The 15996-nt window shown below is 65.9% G+C and carries 18 protein-coding genes; 3 read left to right on the forward strand and 15 right to left on the reverse strand.

The window, feature by feature from the left end; genetic code table 11:
- Window positions 1-31: 31 nt before the first annotated feature.
- Entirely contained in the window at window positions 32-889 is an 858-nt protein-coding gene (locus AC56KW_RS04560; protein ID WP_497169548.1) for a hypothetical protein, read from the reverse strand.
- Between the two features lie 259 nt (window positions 890-1148).
- Here AC56KW_RS04560 and AC56KW_RS04565 point away from each other — a divergent pair, with 259 nt between their 5' ends.
- Window positions 1149-2219, forward strand: coding sequence for an AI-2E family transporter (locus tag AC56KW_RS04565; protein ID WP_497169549.1), 1071 nt, complete (start codon window positions 1149-1151; stop codon window positions 2217-2219).
- Window positions 2220-2278: 59 nt separating this feature from the next.
- Here AC56KW_RS04565 and AC56KW_RS04570 read toward each other — a convergent pair whose 3' ends face one another.
- The 14 genes from AC56KW_RS04570 to AC56KW_RS04635 form a co-directional block, all read right to left on the reverse strand.
- On the reverse strand, window positions 2279-2581 hold the full coding sequence (locus AC56KW_RS04570; RefSeq protein WP_497169550.1) for a hypothetical protein: 303 nt from the start codon (window positions 2579-2581) through the stop codon (window positions 2279-2281).
- A gap of 90 nt (window positions 2582-2671) precedes the next feature.
- Entirely contained in the window at window positions 2672-3601 is a 930-nt protein-coding gene (locus tag AC56KW_RS04575) for a type II secretion system F family protein (RefSeq protein ID WP_497169551.1), read from the reverse strand.
- Window positions 3602-3629: 28 nt separating this feature from the next.
- On the reverse strand, window positions 3630-4604 hold the full coding sequence (locus AC56KW_RS04580) for a type II secretion system F family protein (protein ID WP_497169552.1): 975 nt from the start codon (window positions 4602-4604) through the stop codon (window positions 3630-3632).
- Window positions 4605-4612: 8 nt separating this feature from the next.
- Window positions 4613-5986, reverse strand: coding sequence for a TadA family conjugal transfer-associated ATPase (locus tag AC56KW_RS04585; protein WP_497169553.1), 1374 nt, complete (start codon window positions 5984-5986; stop codon window positions 4613-4615).
- A 38-nt stretch (window positions 5987-6024) separates the two neighbouring features.
- Window positions 6025-7203, reverse strand: coding sequence for a CpaE/TadZ family protein (locus AC56KW_RS04590; protein ID WP_497169554.1), 1179 nt, complete (start codon window positions 7201-7203; stop codon window positions 6025-6027).
- Between the two features lie 21 nt (window positions 7204-7224).
- Entirely contained in the window at window positions 7225-7482 is a 258-nt protein-coding gene (locus AC56KW_RS04595; RefSeq protein ID WP_497169555.1) for a hypothetical protein, read from the reverse strand.
- Window positions 7483-7484: 2 nt separating this feature from the next.
- Complete coding sequence (locus AC56KW_RS04600) at window positions 7485-8939, reverse strand: type II and III secretion system protein family protein (protein ID WP_497169556.1); 1455 nt, start codon at window positions 8937-8939, stop codon at window positions 7485-7487.
- A 14-nt stretch (window positions 8940-8953) separates the two neighbouring features.
- The gene (gene cpaB / locus AC56KW_RS04605) at window positions 8954-9799 is read right to left on the reverse strand and encodes a Flp pilus assembly protein CpaB (protein WP_497169557.1); all 846 of its coding nucleotides are present in this window, start codon (window positions 9797-9799) and stop codon (window positions 8954-8956) included.
- A complete protein-coding gene (locus AC56KW_RS04610; RefSeq protein ID WP_497169558.1) occupies window positions 9792-11147 on the reverse strand; it encodes a DUF8689 domain-containing protein in 1356 nt (451 codons plus the stop codon). Before AC56KW_RS04610 ends, cpaB begins: the two co-directional genes overlap by 8 nt.
- Window positions 11144-11719, reverse strand: coding sequence for an A24 family peptidase (locus AC56KW_RS04615; RefSeq protein WP_497169559.1), 576 nt, complete (start codon window positions 11717-11719; stop codon window positions 11144-11146). Before AC56KW_RS04615 ends, AC56KW_RS04610 begins: the two co-directional genes overlap by 4 nt.
- 80 nt (window positions 11720-11799) lie before the next feature.
- Window positions 11800-11976 carry a Flp family type IVb pilin gene (locus AC56KW_RS04620; RefSeq protein WP_497169560.1) on the reverse strand — a complete coding sequence of 59 codons (177 nt, stop codon included), beginning with the start codon at window positions 11974-11976 and terminating at the stop codon, window positions 11800-11802.
- A gap of 34 nt (window positions 11977-12010) precedes the next feature.
- Entirely contained in the window at window positions 12011-12157 is a 147-nt protein-coding gene (locus tag AC56KW_RS04625) for a hypothetical protein (protein WP_497169561.1), read from the reverse strand.
- A gap of 211 nt (window positions 12158-12368) precedes the next feature.
- Window positions 12369-13022, reverse strand: a complete 654-nt coding sequence (locus AC56KW_RS04630) for a response regulator (protein ID WP_497169562.1) — start codon at window positions 13020-13022, stop codon at window positions 12369-12371.
- A gap of 24 nt (window positions 13023-13046) precedes the next feature.
- Window positions 13047-14768 carry a sensor histidine kinase gene (locus tag AC56KW_RS04635; RefSeq protein ID WP_497169563.1) on the reverse strand — a complete coding sequence of 574 codons (1722 nt, stop codon included), beginning with the start codon at window positions 14766-14768 and terminating at the stop codon, window positions 13047-13049.
- A 128-nt stretch (window positions 14769-14896) separates the two neighbouring features.
- Between AC56KW_RS04635 and AC56KW_RS04640 the strand changes: the two genes are divergently transcribed.
- Window positions 14897-15361, forward strand: coding sequence for a TadE/TadG family type IV pilus assembly protein (locus AC56KW_RS04640; RefSeq protein WP_497169564.1), 465 nt, complete (start codon window positions 14897-14899; stop codon window positions 15359-15361).
- A complete protein-coding gene (locus tag AC56KW_RS04645) occupies window positions 15361-15996 on the forward strand; it encodes a TadE/TadG family type IV pilus assembly protein (protein ID WP_497169865.1) in 636 nt (211 codons plus the stop codon). The genes AC56KW_RS04640 and AC56KW_RS04645 overlap by 1 nt, the downstream gene beginning before the upstream one ends.

Here is a 15996-nt window from a genome sequence, read left to right on the forward strand (position 1 = left end):
CTGAAGATCGGATTCTCGCGTGCGCGGCAGGTCAGAAGCGGACCTTGACGAAGGCCGAAGGCCCCTTCAGTTTCAGGTCGAGGTCAGCGTTGCTGCCGCCGTTGCGATGCAGGTCGATCTTCTGGACGTTATAGTCGAGTACCAGGCCGACGTTCTTGTGCGGGAACCATTCGACGCCGACGGAACCGTTCCAGACGTGGCCTTCGACCGTGCCGCCGTTCTTCTTGATACCCGACGCCTCTGCGTACAGGCGCCATTGCTCGTTCAGCGCGTGACGCCATGCCAGCTCGACGGTCGGGGCCCAGACGCTGTCGCTGCCCGAGGCCGAGCCGCTCCAGGAATAATTCTCGACCGGGTTCGAGGCGCTCAGGTTGGCGTCGACCGATCCGGAGATCTTGGCGCGCAGGTAGGCGGCGCCCAGGCCGATGCCGAAGGCGTTCTTTTCCTGGCCCAGCCACCATTTATAGGCAAAGCGGGCCATCTCCAGGCGTAGGTCGGCGTCGGCGCTGATGGTGCCGCTCACCGGGCGGCCTTCGTAGACAGTGTCGCCGCTGGCGGTGCCGGCCCAGTCTTCGTCGAAGCGGAAGTAATCGAACGACAGGCCGTGGCTGTCGCCGATCAGGAGCTCGGCCTTCACGCGCGGCAGCGTCACGTCGTCGATCTTCTCGTCCGGGGTGTCGATGCGGCCGTAGTCGGTGTCTCCGCCGAGGTGGATCTTTGGTTCGGCGCGGAAGGCGCCGGCCGAGATGCTCATGCGGTCGAGCGCCGGCGACTGCTGGGCCTGGGCGATGCCGGCCGCAGCGGCGCCCAGCAGGACGGCGCCCTTGAGCGCGGTGACGATCGTGGCATTCAGTGTGGACAGGGAGGTGTGCTGCGCGTGACGGGACATGGTGGTGGCTCCGAAAAAAAGTTGTTCAAGTGCCCGCCAGACTACGTCTTGACGCGGCAACATCTAATTATCGCAAGATGACAGATTTACAATGCGCACGATTGAACTGACTTTGTGGTCAGTTAGCGACATGCGCCGGAATCTCGGGACATGTGTTAGCTGGCGTACGGCGCCCTATAAAAGGTAGGGCGTATAGGAGGTGCCATGGTTTATGATCAGGAAACATTAACCATTTCGCACCTTGACGCGCAATCCGCCAATGAAGCAATACACGCTGCCGCAGAATTCCTTCCTCCTCTTGCTGACGATCGTCACGATCGCCTTTTTCTGGATCTTGCTACCCTACTCCGGCGCGGTGTTCTGGGGCGTCGTGTTCGCCATCATCTTCGCGCCACTGCAGTCGCGCCTGCTGCGCGCGACGAAGGGCAAGCCAACGGTCTCGGCCCTGCTCTCGCTGCTGGTGATCATCCTGATGGTGCTGCTGCCGCTGGCGCTGATCACGGCGTCGCTGGTCAACGAGATCACGGCGATCTATGCCCGCGTCAATGCCGGCCAGGTTAACTTCACGTCCTATTTCAACCTCGTCATCCGCGCTCTGCCAGACTGGGCCATCTCGCTGCTCGAGCGCTTCGAACTCACGAACCTGACATCGCTGCAGCAGAAGATCACCGAAGGCGCGGCCCAGATCAGCCAGGCCACCGCGCACTACGCGCTCAATATCGGCCGCAATACGCTCGATTTCGTGGTCAGCATGACCATCATGCTGTACCTGCTGTTCTTCCTGCTGCGCGACGGTCGGATGGTGGCCGCCCGTATCCAGCGCGCGGTGCCGCTGTCGATCGAGTACAAGGGCCGCCTGTTCCAGAACTTCACGACCGTGATCCGCGCCACGGTCAAGGGCAATGTGCTGGTCGCGATGGCGCAAGGTGCGCTCGGTGGCCTGATCTTCTGGGCGCTGGACGTCAGCGGCGCGCTGCTATGGGGGGTGGTGATGGCCTTCCTGTCGCTGCTGCCCGCGGTCGGCGCGGCCCTGGTATGGGGTCCGGTCGCGATCTACTTCCTGGCGACCGGCGCTGTCTGGCAGGGCGTCGTGCTGGTGGCCTACGGGGTGATGGTGATCGGCCTGGTCGACAATATCCTGCGCCCGATCCTGGTCGGCAAGGACACCAAGTTGCCGGATTACGTGATCCTGCTGTCGACGCTGGGCGGGATGGCGTTGTTCGGCCTGAACGGTTTCGTGATCGGGCCGGTGATTGCGGCGCTGTTCATCGCGGCCTGGGACTTGTTCGCGCGCGCCGACGAGTTCCACGAACCGCCCGAAGTTCAGTAAGCCGGAAAGCAGAACGCCCTGCTCGAAGCAGGGCGTTTTTCATTGGAGCAGGATGCGCGTTACTTCTGCCGCGCGTGCGCTTCGAGGCGGCGGGCGACGGCCGGCGAGACGGCATCGGCGCCGCGGGTCATGCGGTACAGGGCCCAGACGTCGCCGGCGTCGGCGCTGCGGGCAACCGCGACCGGGGCTGCTTTCGCGCGCACGAAGTTGGCGAGGGTGTCGGCGAAGGCGGACAGTTGGGCAGCGAGACTTGGGCGGAGCGACAGGGTGGACATGATCTTCTCTTTCGTGTGTGATCTGGTATGCCTGTAGTATGCGCTCTCCAAGATAGAAATCAAATTGAGATCCATGATGTTCGTCATTCACAGATCGACTATCTTGCAACGCTGCCGTCTTCGCGATCGCGCATGATCCAGCGCGGCGGTCACAGACCCATGTCGTTAGCAGGTTGTTCAAGTCGCTACGGTCATTACCGAACGCATGATCTGCAACACCGCCGGCCCCAGCAGGACGACCAGCAGCGCAGGAAAGATGCAGAAAATCAGCGGAAACAAGAGTTTAGTCGCAATTTTTGCCGCTTTTTCTTCGATCAGCTGGCGCCGCCGCGTGCGCAACTGGTCGGATTGGACCCGCAGCGCGGTGCCGATGCTGGTGCCGAAACGCTCGGCCTGGATCAGCATCTTGGCCAGCGCGTCGACGTCTTCCACGCCGGTACGCAGCGCCAGGTTGCGCAATGCCTTTTCCTTGCCGCTGCCGGCGCGCAATTCCAGCGTTACCAATTGCAGCTCTTCGGCCAGCACCGGGCTTTTCAGGCCGATTTCGCCCCCGACCCGCGCCAGCGCCGAGTCCATGGCCAGGCCGGCTTCGACGCACACCGTCATCAGGTCCAGCGCGTCCGGGAAACTCTCGAAGATTTCCCGCTGCCGGTGGGCGATGCGGCGCTTCAGGACGATGTCGGGCATGTAGTAACCCAATGTGGCCGAGCCTACCAGGTACAGGAACGTCAGCGCCAGCTGCCGGTCGTTATCGTGTGGCAATCCGATGTAGACGACCAGCGGCAGGCCTAGGGTCAGCGCCGTCTTCCCAGCGTGAAACAGGCCCGGGACCGACGGTGCGCGCCAGCCGGCGTTGATGAAGCGCAAGCGCACCGGCGAGGTTTCCCAGCCGTCGACGGGCACCGACAGCTTGGCCAGGGGCTCGGCAAGCCGGGCCAGGCGCTCGCGCCAGCCGTCGGCATGCACCTTGCTGGGCGTGTCGCGGTCGTCCAGCGCTGCCAGGCGCGCTTTCACCGGGTCGCGCGTGAGCAGCAGCATGGCACCCACGGCCACGCCGAAGACCAGCACGAACATCGCCGCGAGCATCACGATTTGAGGCATTGTCATTGTCTACGTCCTGAATTCGGCTTGGAAGTCACATGCGGATGCGCACGATCTTGCGGATCGCCAGCACCCCGAAAGCCATCATGCCCAGTGCGCCACCGCTGAGCTTGCGGCCTGCCGGGTCGTGCACCAGCACGCCCATCGTATCTGGATTAGCGATATACATCATGATGCCGGCGCCGAACGGCAGCAAGCACAGTACCCATGCCGAGATCCGTCCTTCAGCCGATAGCACGCGGACCTGGCCAGCCAGCTTCTGGCGGTCGCGGATGATGGTCGAGATCGAGGACAGGAGCTCGGTCAGGTTGCCGCCGCTCTCGCGCTGGATCAGGACCGCGACCACGAAATATTGCAAGTCCATGCTCGGCACGCGCTGCGCCAGGTTGTTCAGGGCGTCGGCCATCGAGACGCCGAAGTTTACTTCGTCGAAAGCGATCTTGAATTCCTCGCCCAGTGGCGCCGCCACTTCGTCGGCGACCAGCTTCAATGCGGTCGGGAAGGCATGCCCGGCGCGCATCGCGCGGCTCATCATGTCCAGGGCCTCGGGCAACTGATGCTCGAAGCGCACCATGCGGCTGTCGCGCCCGCGCGCCAGCCGCAGCAGCGGCAGGCCTGCGCCCCCCAGCGCGCACCCCAGCAACCCGGGGAGCGGCAGGCGCAGCGCCAGCGCCGCCACCAGGCCGATGCCGAAGCCGGCCATGCACACCGCGAGCAGCGATGCCACCAGTTGCGCGCTGCCGGCCTGCATCAGCATGCGGTCGAGACGGCGCGCGCCCGGCATACGGCGCAGCAGCAGCTCCAGGTCCGGGTTGCTGGACAGACGGCGATCCTTGGTGATCGTGACATCTTCCTGGCGCGTATCGCTGTTGATGACGCCGCGCAGACGGCGTGCGACGCGCTCGGCCTCGGGGTCGCGCGCCGCATGCCAGGCGAGATACATGCCCCAGACCAGCAGCATGACGGCCGTGAACAGCATCAGGATGAACAGGATGAAGGTGGTATTCATTTGACGGCTCAGCGCGGCTCGAAAATATGCGGCGCCAGGTTGACGCCAAAGGTGCGCAACCGTTCGGCGAAGTGCGGCCGCACGCCGGTGGCGCTCGACTGGCCGATCACGGTGCCGTCGTCGGCCACACCGGTCTGGCGGAACGTAAAGATCTCCTGCATCGTGATGACCTCCCCTTCCATCCCCGTCACTTCCGAGATCGACAACACCTTGCGCTTGCCGTCGGTCAGGCGCGACACCTGAACAACCACGCCCACGGCGGAGGCGATCTGCTGGCGCATGGCCTTCGGGGGCAGGTTCGGCGCCGCCATGCTGATCATGTTTTCCAGGCGCGTCAGGGCGTCGCGCGGGGTGTTGGCGTGGATGGTCGCCATCGAGCCTTCGTGGCCGGTGTTCATGGCGCCGAGCATGTCCATCGCTTCCTCACCGCGCACCTCGCCCAGGATGATGCGGTCCGGTCGCATCCGCAGCGCGTTCCTGACCAGCGCGCGCTGGCTCACTTCGCCCTTGCCTTCGATGTTCGGCGGCCGGGTTTCCAGGCGCACCACGTGTGGCTGCTGCAGTTGCAGCTCGGCCGCGTCTTCCACCGTCACCACGCGCTCGTAGTGGCTGATGAAGCCCGAGATCACGTTCAGCATGGTGGTCTTGCCGCTGCCGGTGCCGCCCGAGATCAGGATATTGACCTTGGCCTTGCCCAGGCCCTGCAGCACCTCGGCCATGTCGGCCGTCATGCTGCCATAAGAGACCAGGTCGGCCAGGCGCAGCGGATCGGCGCTGAAGCGCCGGATCGACATCACCGGGCCGTCGATCGCCAGCGGCGGAATGATTGCGTTCACGCGCGAGCCGTCCGGCAGGCGGGCATCGACCATGGGGCTCGATTCATCGATCCGGCGGCCGACACGCGAGACGATCTTGTCGATGATCTTCATCAGGTGGGCGTCGTCGGTGAAGGTGACGTCGGTCAGCTCGAGCTTGCCGCGCCGCTCGACATAGACCTGTTTGTGGGTGTTGACCAGGATGTCCGACACGCTCGGATCGGCCAGCAGCGGCTCCAGCGGACCGAAGCCCAGCATCTCGTTCTGGATGTCGCGGGTCAGCGTCTTGCGCTCGGCGTCGTTGATGACGACCATCTCTTCCTCGAGCAGGCGCTCGACCAGCAGGCGCAGCTCCTGGCGGATCTGGTCCTGGTTCAGGCGCTGCATGCTTTCCAGGTCGACGCGGTCGAGCAGCGCCTCGTGGATACGGGCCTTGAGCTGGTGGTAGGCGCGGTTGTCGATCGGGCCGCCGCGCTGGGCGACGGCTCGCGTGACCGTGCCCGTGCTGGCGCTGCCGCTCACGCTGGCAAGGCGTTCACGCAGGGAGGAAGGTGGCGTCATGTTCATCGTGGTCTTTCCTTCTTATTCATGTCGTTCGGCGCCGACTAGACGTCGGTCTTGCGGCGCTTGAACAGGCGCGCCATCAGGCCGGCAGCCTGCTCGGGGGCGGCTTCGCCGGTCAGGCCGCGCGCCATCGACATCAGGGCCATGCTCAACTGGCTGTCCGGCGCCAGGCGCGTGACCGGCACGCCCTGGTTGACCGACTTGGCGGCCGCGTCGTAGTGGTTCGGCATCGTGCGCAGGTTCGTCGTGTCGAACGCCTCCTCGAGGTCCTTCAGGCGGATATCGCTGTTGTTGTCATGGCGGTTGACGATCAGCTCGACCTTGTCGTTGCCGTATTCGAGGTTGCGAAACACCGTCAGCAGGCGCTTGCCGTCGCGGATATACGGCAAGGTCGTCTGCAGCACCGGATAGATCGTGTCCGCATGATCCAGCGCGCGGATGCTGACCGGATCCAGGCTGCGGCCGACGTCGAGCACGATGAAATCGTACTGGCGGCGCGCCAGCTTGAGGATGGCGTCGATGTGTTCGGGCTTGACGTCGCTGGCGTGGGCCGGGTCGGACGGCGCGGCCAGCACGCTGAAGTTTGGCGTCACGCTGACCATGCTCGAGGACAGGAACGACGGATCCAGACGATGGATCTGGGTCGCGACGTCCGACAGCGTGGCCAGCGGCTTGTTGTCGGACACGAACAGCGAGGCGTCGCCGAACTGCAGGTTCACGTCGATCAGGGCCACGCGCTTGGCGCCGCCGGCGCTCAGGGCATAGGCCAGATTGGTAGCGAGGAAGGTCGAGCCGCTGCCGCCCTTGCACGAAATGAAGGCCAGCACCCGGCCCTGGGCCGCGCCCTGGCTGCCCAGCTTCTCGGCGACGTGGTCGACTGCCGCGACCAGCTCGGCCGGCAGTGGCTTGGCGACCAGCACTTCGCGCACCCCGGCGCGCATCGCGCGCAGCAGGAAGTCCTGCGACAGGTCTTCGGACAGCACGATGAAGACCATGCGCGGGAACAGGTGGCCCAGGCGCTCGAGCTGCTCGAGTTCGCCCTCGTCGGCGCGCGGCGTATCGACGATCAGGAGGTCGGGCACGGCCTCGTCGGCCATGGTCGCCAGGCGCGCGGCGGTGCCGGCGATCATGTCGACTTCGTCGCTGCCCGGCCGGGCGCGCAACTGGCGCGACAGCTCGATCAGGTGGCGCTCGTCGCGCGAAAGGACTGCGATCTTCATGGGGGCTCTCTTGCTGGTCTCTTATTTATTGCCGAAGGCGCTGGCGTTTTCCAGCGCGGTCGGCGTCACGTACGATTGCTGGTAGTTGGCGTAGCCGGCGACCGCGGCGCGCGCGTCGTGACCGCCTTCCACGCGCGGCTGCGCCGGTGCGGCCTGGCTCGCAAAAATGGCGCGCACCGACTCGCCGTCGGTGGCCGGGCCGTCGGTGGCGCAGCCGGCAAGGATGCACAGGGAAACCAGCATGGAGGCCGGCAGGCTGGCGGTCAGGGTCTTCTTCATCGTCATTCCTTCGAGGTTGCGGCGCCAGCGGCGCTCTTGCCTTCGTGCTGGCCGCCGAGCAGGAACTCGGTGCGGGTCGGCGGCACGTATTTATCGGTCGGCAGCGCCGGCACGGCTTCCATCGGCCGGGCCAGGCGCGGCGTCACGATGAACACCAGTTCGGTGCGGTCGTTCTGGAAGTCGCTGCTGCGAAACAAGGTACCCAATACAGGTACTTCGCCCAGGAACGGGAAGCGCTTGATACTGCTGGTCACGTTGTTGCGGATCAGGCCACCGATGGCGAAGCTCTGACCGTCCAGCAGCTGCACCGTGGTCGAGGCGCGGCGCGTGGTGAACGACGGCAGGATCGCGGTCGCGCCGCTGCTCGCGCCGCTGGCGCTGATGCCGATGCCTTCGCGGTTCAGTTCCGACACTTCCGGCGCCACGCGCAGGTTGATGCGCCCGCCCGCCAGCACGGTAGGCATGAACTTGACCGCCACGCCATACTCCTTTTCTTCGAGCGTGATGGTGTTGGCGCCGGCGGCGCCCGACTGCGCCACCGGGATGAAGATCTTGCCGCCGGCGAGGAAGCTGGCTTCCTGGCCGCTGATGGCCATCACGTTCGGCTCGGCCAGGATCTTGACCAGGCCGTCGCGCTTCTCGCCGTCGACCGTGAGTTCCTTAATGCCGGTGCCGACGCCGCCGACGCTGCCGGCGCCGCCGCTCAGGAGGGCCGAGGCGATACCATAGGTCCAACTGCCGTTCGTCTTGCTGAAGCCGGCCTTGGCGCCGAGCTGGTCGACCAATGATTTCGACACCTCGGCGATCTTCACTTCGAGCATGACCTGCTGCGGCGCCGCGATCGACAGCATGTTCAGCACCTTGGCGCCGGCTGCGGAAGAAGCGCCGCCGCCGGCCGCGGCGGCCGGAGCGCCCACGCCGGCCGGCGACGGGCTGCCTGCGCCGGCATTCGCTCCAGCGCCGGATGGCACCGCCGCGGCCTGAAAAGCGTTGGCCAGTTCCACCAGCTGGCTGGCCACGATGGCGTCGCTCACCATGCCCGACAGGATCAGGGCATTGCCGCTGCTGCCGATGCGGATGTCCTTCTCTTGCGGGAACAGCGCGTCGAACTGGCTGCGCAGCGCCCCGGTGTCGACGCCGACGGCGATGTCGATCACGGTCGATTTCTTGTCGCGGCCCGACACGATCAGGTTGGTGGTGCCGACGCTGCGCGCCACGATCACCACCTCGCCCGCGTTCGGGACCACCACGTTGGCCACTTGGGGATCGCCCACGGTGACCTGGCTGGCGGGGGTGCAAAAGCGCTTGATGACCGATTTGCCGCGCACCAGTTCCAGGCGCGGGGCGGCGTCGCTGCGCAGGTCGATGCAGTCGGCGGCGGTCGCCAGGCCGGCGCTCATTGCCAGGGCGCAGGTCAGGCTCGCAGCGAGCAGGGTCGGTTTGAACGTCTGGTTCATGATGGTGTCGTCACTTAAAAGCTTTGCGAAGCGGCGTCCAGGCCGCGGATCACGAGCACGCCGTCGCCGCGCGGGGCGGCGCTCTGGCGCACCAGGGCTGCAGCGCGCGGCGCCGGCTCCTGGGCTGGCGCCGCGGGCGGCTGGGCGGCGGTGCGTTCCGGCAGGCCCAGCACCGACTCGCGGGTGGCGCCGCTGGTAGCGGCCGGCTGCGGGTCGACCTGGTTGCGCAGCACCAGCGACAGGTCACCGATCGAACGCGCCAGGTCGAGTTTTTCCACCTGCTCCGGCGTCAGTTCGAGGGTCACGGCGTTCACCACGCGCGGCTTGCTGTCGTCGACCGTCGATTCCTGAGCCACGGCCAGCACCAGGATCCGCTCCAGCACGATCTTGGAGATCGCCCCCGAGCCGGCCAGGTCGCCGCCGGTGGCCCGCATATTGACCAGGATGTCGACGTAGTTGCCCGGCAGCGCGAAGCCGGCCACGCCGACCACATCGTTGACACGCACCGTCATGGCGCGCTTGCCGGCGCTGACCACCGACGACAGGCCGCCGAGGGTGCCTTTCGGCGCCAGCTTCGATTCGAGGATCGGTTCGCCCACCAGGATCTCGGCACGCGCGATGCGGCCCTCGAGCGCCTTGAGGTCGGTGATGGCCCCCGGCGGCACCGAGGTCGCCGGCCACTCGGCCAGCTGCAAGCTGGTCGGCGCCAGGCGCGAACCCTGGTTGATGTTCGCGACCGCCACGACCACCTGGCTGCCGGACGGGCCTTGCTCGCCCATCCACTTGGCCGCCATCACCACGGCGCCCAAGGCCAGCAGCAAAGCCACGCCGATGATCAGGATTGCTCTCGAATTACGCATTCTCGTACTCCACAGTGCCGCGATCGCGGCGTTCGGTCTCTAGGGGGCGGCCGGCGCTGCCGGCGGCAAAATAGTTATCCCAGGCCCAGTCGATGGTGCGGCGTGACAGCGCCGGGGTTTGCTCTTCATAGCGCGCCAGGTCGCGCAGCTGGCGCATCAGGTCGCGCGGATAGCAAGCCAGCAACGGCACCTTGCGCTCGTCGTGGCGCGCCAGCAGGTAGTCGAATACCGCGCTGTCGAATGCCACGCCGACGCTGGCGCAGGCCTGGCGGAACAACGTCGCATACTCCTGCGCCGATGCCGGCGGCACCTCGATCTTGTAGCCCAGGCGGCGCAGGAAGGCGCCATCCGACAGGCGCTGGGGCACGAAATTCGACGAGAAGACAACGATCACGTCGAACGGGATCTGGAACGTGTGGCCGGTGTGCAGGGTCAGGTAATCGACGTTGCGGTCCATCGGCACGATCCAGCGGTTCATCAGCGCTTCCGGTGTACAGCGCTGGCGTCCCAGGTCGTCGATGATGAAGATGCCGTTGTTCGATTTCAGGTGCGGCGGCGCCTGGTACAGGCGGGTGTGCGGGTCGAACCGGAGGTCGAGCATGTCCAGCGTCAGCTCGCCGCCGGCCATCGCCGCCGGTCGGCGCACGCCGCGCAGCCAGCGCGCGTCGGGCGCGCTGCCGCGGTCGAGGCCGACACCAGGCACTCCCGCCTCGTCGGCCGCCACATGGTGCGCGGCGTCGAAGAACGGAATCACCTCGCCGTCCACCATCAGGGCGTGCGGCACGGATATGGTTCCGGCCAGCAGCTCGCGCAGGCGCTCGGCCAGGTACGTCTTGCCGCTGCCGGCCAGGCCGTGCAGGAAAACAGCACGGCCCGAATTCATGGCCGCGCCCAGCTGGTCGAGCACCAATGGGTTGACGACGATACCGGTGAAAGCGGCGGCCATCGAGGTGCGCGTGACCTGCAGTGCCGCCACGCTCTGGGCCGCCACCTGGGCGGTGTAGCAGGCCAGCGTCACCGGCGCCGGCCCCGCGTAGGCGTTGCGTGCAATGGCGCCGGCGGCGCGCGCACGGCCGCCATCGGTCAGGATGTACGACAGGTCGGCGTCGGTGCCACTGTTGCCGACGCGGGCGATCTCGCACAGTTTTTCGGTGCGCAGGAAGCCGACCAGCGGATCGATGACGCTGACATTGAGTTTCAGGTGGCTCGCGAGCTCCGCCAGGCGCAGCTGGCCGCGCTGGTACAGGACCTTCGAGATCAGCTCGGCCAGAAACAGGAAAGGCAGGCCAGTATCCTCCACCGTACGCGGGGCACGGGCGTTGGCCGGCGCCAGCAGTGCACCGCTCACAGCGGCAACTCCCCGCAGGCCCGGATCCACAGCACGCAGCCGGCCGTCGCCGCAGCAATCGCCACCGCGTAAGGCAGCCGGCCGCTGGCCGCTTCCGGCGGGTTCGGCGGCGCAGCGAAGTGCCCGCCCAGGGCCGAGAAGGCGCTGTGCATGGTCATGTGGTAGGCATTGCCCACCAGGCGCCGCAGCTTGCCCTGCCAGGCCGCGAACACCAGCGCCAGCGCGCCGCCCGCCACCAGCGTGACCAGGCCGACGGTCAGGATCTGGCCGGCGCCGACAAAGGCGCCGACCATCGCCAGCAGCTTGACGTCACCCGCACCCATCATGCGCAGCGCATACATCGGCAGCAGCAGTGCCAGGCCCAGGCCCCAACCACCGAGCGACTGCATCAGTCCCAGGCCGCCCATCTGCGACGCAAACAGTCCCTGCCCGGCCGGCAGCAGCGTGTGCAGCAGAAATGCGCCCAGCATGCCGGGAAACACGATCGCATTCGGGATCCGGCGCGCACGCACGTCGTGCCGGACGGCGGCGCCCAGCAGCGCGAACAGCAGCAGGAATGGCAGGATTGTCAAGACGGACTCCGGTCAAAAAAAATCCGGCGCGAGACTTCGCGCCGGATGGCTGGCCACCGTGGCGGCCTAGATGTCACGAATCACTTCGGAGTATTTGTATTGATGAGGTCAGCCAATTTGTTGAACAGCCCGGTGATGCTGGTGCCAAGCGCCGTCACTGCGACGATGATGGCGCCAGCGACGAGCGCGGCGATCAGTGCGTACTCGATCGCGGTGACGCCGTCTTCTTCTTTGATCAGGTTGGCGATGAAGTTCATGAGAATTCCTTTGAAGTAGTAGATAAGTTGGGCTTTATGCGCTCGTCCACACGGCCATCGCCGCGATGAAACAGACGACTGCGAGCAGGACGCTCAGGACCAGGTACGACATCGCCGGGCTGCCGCTTCGTTCATACTGCAGCTCCGGATTGTCTTCCCGCTTCTGTTCGATGTCGTACACGTTCGCTCCTGTCCCCTTGCCGCCGTACCGTGTGAAACGATACGCAGCGCATGAGTTGAATCTTACGGACCGGCCAAATTGTTGCCATCCGTCAAAACTACCTTTTTGGGGGGGACTTGTTGCCGGGGCGGTCTAGGACATATGTCCTAGACGCCTTGTGGGAAGAGACCGACAGGGCGCGGCGCCCACGGAGGCGCCGGCGGGAAGCGCGTCAGGAGAGGCCGTGCTTGGTGGCGTAGACGTACAATTCGAGCCGGTTCGCGACATCCAGCTTCTGGTAGATGGTGGTCAGGTGGTTGCGCAGCGTGCGCTCCGAGATGAAGGCGCGCTCGGCCAGGTCCTTGTTCAGGGCGCCCTTGCCCCGCACGATCATGCCGATCACCTCGCGCTCGCGCGCGGTCAGCGACGCGATACGCTGGGCCTCCGGGTCGGCCTTCGGGCCCGGGGCGATCAGCTGGCCCAGCAATACCTGCATGAGCGACTGGTCGAGCCACAGCTCGCCGCCATGCACCTTGCGCACGGCCGCGAGCACGTCGTCGGTCGGCGCTTCCTTGCTGACGACGCCGCGCGCGCCGGCCTTGACGGCCGCCGCCAGTGTGGACTGGTCGCGGTTGGCGCTCAGGATCACGACCCTGGTCGACCCGTTTTCCAGCAGCACCGGCAAAAAATCGATCGAGCTGCTGCCTTTCAGGTCGAGGTCGAGCAGCACGACATCGGGCTTGAATTCGGCGCACAGGGCCCTGGCCTCGGCGCCGTCGCTGGCGCTGCCGACCAGCTGGAAGGCCTCGCCCTCGGCCTGGATCAGGCGCTCGAGGCCCCACAGCATGGTCTTATGGTCGTCGACCAGCAGGATACGGATGGTCATTTCTCTCCTTGGAGCATATTGTTATCAGATCGGAATGCGGATGCGCAGCAGGGTCTGGCGGCCGTCGGCCTCCACGTCCAGCTTGCCGCCCAGGCCCTGGGCCCGTTCCGCGATCGAGCGCGGCACGAACGGCAGCGGCGCCTGTCCGGGCACGGTCGCCGGATTGAAGATGTCGATGGCGAGCATGCCGCCCCCTTCCTCCACCACGACGCCGGCCGTGCGCGCCCGGGTATGCTTGCAGATATTGTTGACGCCTTCGGTAACGATCTGGAACACCTCGGCCGCCATGCGGTCGTTGATCATGCTGTCGGCATGCATCTCCAGCATCACGTCCAGGCCATAGAAAGTCTCCACCTGGTGCAACTGGCGCCGCAAGGCGATCAGGAGTTCCGGCTCCTCCTGGCGCCCGCTGCGAAAGCGCTGGGCAAAGTCGCGCATGTCGCCGATCACCCCCGTACACATGTCCATCAGTCGATCGAGTTCGGGCGCAACCGGGCTGGCGTCGCCAGCCTGGTTGCGGATCGCCGCCACCGCGTGGCGCAGGCCGATATAGGGCTGGATGGTGCTGTCGTGCAGGTCGCGGGCGATGGTCTGGCGCTCGCGGAAAGCGGCTTCGGACGCCAGCCGGTCGAGCAGGTCGATGGTTTCGATGACCGGGAAGGCCTGCTGCACGATGTGCTTCAGGAAGCTGGCGTCGTTGCGCTTGAAGCGCTCGCCCGTCACGAAGATGCGGCCGCTGCCCTTGCGCAATGGAAGCGAGGCGCTGACGAAGCCCCCGGCGTCCAGCAGGTCGGCAACGTGGCCGCAGGCGCCACGGTCGGCCTTGTGCCAGTCGGGCTTGCCGCTTCCCTGGCGCAGCGCGGTGGCCGCGCCCAGCACGAACAGCCCGAAGTGGCGCGGGGAAGCGCGGTAGAGGATGGCGCCGTCGCCCAGCTGCATCAAAGGCGCGATGTCGTCCGCATCCGGCCGGCTGCGGCCGATCGCGCGCCCGCTCCTGGGATGGTGGGCCGTATTCATCGTCCAGCGCTCGTGGCTATCCTGCATCAGGAGCACGCAGGTGTCGCCGCCATAGAAACGCAGGATTTTTTCCATCAGCGAATCGAGCGTGTGCTGCACCCCGAAGCGCGGGTTGGACAGGCGGCTGACGTCACGCAGCAGCGCCAGGCGCCGGCGCTGGTCGACCGCCAGCCCCCCCCAGAACGCGACCATATAGCCCAGCGCCAGCATGAAGGTCGCACGTAGCAGCAGGATATGGAGCGAGGCCAGGCCCTGGGCCGCCAGCACCGACAGCGCCACCACGGCGACCGAGCCCAGGGTCAGCTTGGCGCCGGCGTCGAAGCCATGGCGGAACGAGGTGGCCAGGATGGCGAAGAAGAAGAACGAAAAGAACGGGCTTGCCGTGCCGCCGCTGGCCCAGATGATGAGGCCGTACCAGCCGATATCGATCCAGTACACCAGCGGTCCATGCGAGAGCCCGGCGCGATAGCCGGCGATCGCGAGCAAGGTCAGGCTGTGCAGGACATAGGCGGCAAACACGAGCCAGGTCCAGTGGCCCGTCAATGTCACGCCGCCGGGTCCGATATACAGGGTGAGCAATGCGGAGACGGACAGCAGCACGCGCATGCCGAACACCATCCAGACCTCGGCGTCGGCCGAGGCGACGCGTTGCCCGCTGGCGTTCTGCCCTGTGCGCGTCAGGAAGGCTGGTCGAACAAAGGAATGAAGGAAGCTGGCTAACCAAGTCATGTTGTATGGCGCCGACAAAGGCGTTGAATCATTTTTAATAGCGACACGGGAAATGATTTTTGCCCTGTAGAATCCCCGAAGCTTACCGCATACGCCCTGCCACTTTCCGTAAAATTGCCAGAATAACGATGTATTCCACGCCCCGCCGTCAATCCGGCGCCACACTCGTCGAGATGGCGATCATCGCACCGGTCTTCTTGCTGGTGCTCGTTGCGATCATCGAGCTGAGCATGATGTTCTTCGCCACGCTCACGATGCAATATGCGGTGCGCGAGGGCGCCCGCTTCGCGATCACGGGCCGCAACGCCGAATCGGCGACCGGCAACCAGCAGCGCTACGCCAACGTCATCGCCAAGATCCAGAACAACGCGCTCGGCATGTACGAGCGCCTTGATCCCCGGATCTCGGTCAACGGCACCAGGTATTCGACCACGACGTTCAATAACGGCATGTTCGGCGCGCCTGGCGACATCGTCGTCATCCAGCTCGACTGTGGTTGGCCGGTGACGACGCCGCTGCTGTCGAGCTTCTTCACCAATGGCGTCTACCGCTTCACGGTGGCGGCCACCATGCGCAACGAGATCTTCCCGTGATGCCCACGGAAGCCGGGCGCGCTGGCCTTACTGTACCGAAAAACCGCTGCCGGCAGCGCGGCATTGCCGCGGTCGAGCTTGCCCTGCTGCTGCCCATGCTGGTGATCCTGGCCCTGTGCGCCATCGACGGCGCCCGCGCGCTGCAGGCGAACATCATCATGACGAATATCGCGCGCGAAGGCGCCAACCTGGCCGCGCGCGGCAGCACCGACCTCGAGGACGGCAGCCAGGACATCATCTACGCCGTGATGGCCAGCGCGCCGCCGCTCAACGTCAACCAGCAGGGAATGATGGTCATCACGCGCGTGATGGGCGTGGGCACGACCCGCAGCGTCGTGCTGGACCAGTACCGCTGGGACGACGCCGCCCGCAATCTCGGCGCCCGCAGGAGCAGCTACCAGCCGGCCAGCCGCATCCACGCCTGCAACGCCTGGAACAACCGCGGCAAATGCACGTCGATCAGCGGCACGTCGCGGCCGGCCGCAGCCGTGCTGACCGGCAAACTCGACGATGGCGAGATCGTGTACGTGGTCGAGACCTTCTACAAATTCGACATGCTGGTCAATGCCTTCACGTTCGGCAAGAATGCCCTTCCCGTGTTCGGGCCCGACCTGTATTCCATGAGCGTATTCTGA

The sequence above is a fragment of the Telluria sp. RT2P19 genome, from assembly GCF_059685725.1.

Excerpts from the sequence above, each read along its gene's own strand:
- AC56KW_RS04560 (WP_497169548.1), bottom strand. The coding sequence starts at position 889 with ATGTCCCGTCACGCGCAGCACACCTCCCTGTCCACACTGAATGCCACG.
- AC56KW_RS04620 (WP_497169560.1), bottom strand. The coding sequence starts at position 11,976 with ATGAACTTCATCGCCAACCTGATCAAAGAAGAAGACGGCGTCACCGCG.
- AC56KW_RS04600 (WP_497169556.1), bottom strand. The coding sequence starts at position 8,939 with ATGAACCAGACGTTCAAACCGACCCTGCTCGCTGCGAGCCTGACCTGC.
- AC56KW_RS04595 (WP_497169555.1), bottom strand. The coding sequence starts at position 7,482 with ATGAAGAAGACCCTGACCGCCAGCCTGCCGGCCTCCATGCTGGTTTCC.
- AC56KW_RS04580 (WP_497169552.1), bottom strand. The coding sequence starts at position 4,604 with ATGAATACCACCTTCATCCTGTTCATCCTGATGCTGTTCACGGCCGTC.
- AC56KW_RS04640 (WP_497169564.1), top strand. The coding sequence starts at position 14,897 with ATGTATTCCACGCCCCGCCGTCAATCCGGCGCCACACTCGTCGAGATG.
- AC56KW_RS04590 (WP_497169554.1), bottom strand. The coding sequence starts at position 7,203 with ATGAAGATCGCAGTCCTTTCGCGCGACGAGCGCCACCTGATCGAGCTG.
- AC56KW_RS04570 (WP_497169550.1), bottom strand. The coding sequence starts at position 2,581 with ATGACGAACATCATGGATCTCAATTTGATTTCTATCTTGGAGAGCGCA.
- cpaB (WP_497169557.1), bottom strand. The coding sequence starts at position 9,799 with ATGCGTAATTCGAGAGCAATCCTGATCATCGGCGTGGCTTTGCTGCTG.
- AC56KW_RS04635 (WP_497169563.1), bottom strand. The coding sequence starts at position 14,768 with ATGACTTGGTTAGCCAGCTTCCTTCATTCCTTTGTTCGACCAGCCTTC.
- AC56KW_RS04630 (WP_497169562.1), bottom strand. The coding sequence starts at position 13,022 with ATGACCATCCGTATCCTGCTGGTCGACGACCATAAGACCATGCTGTGG.
- AC56KW_RS04585 (WP_497169553.1), bottom strand. The coding sequence starts at position 5,986 with ATGAACATGACGCCACCTTCCTCCCTGCGTGAACGCCTTGCCAGCGTG.
- AC56KW_RS04575 (WP_497169551.1), bottom strand. The coding sequence starts at position 3,601 with ATGACAATGCCTCAAATCGTGATGCTCGCGGCGATGTTCGTGCTGGTC.
- AC56KW_RS04565 (WP_497169549.1), top strand. The coding sequence starts at position 1,149 with ATGAAGCAATACACGCTGCCGCAGAATTCCTTCCTCCTCTTGCTGACG.
- AC56KW_RS04645 (WP_497169865.1), top strand. The coding sequence starts at position 15,361 with ATGCCCACGGAAGCCGGGCGCGCTGGCCTTACTGTACCGAAAAACCGC.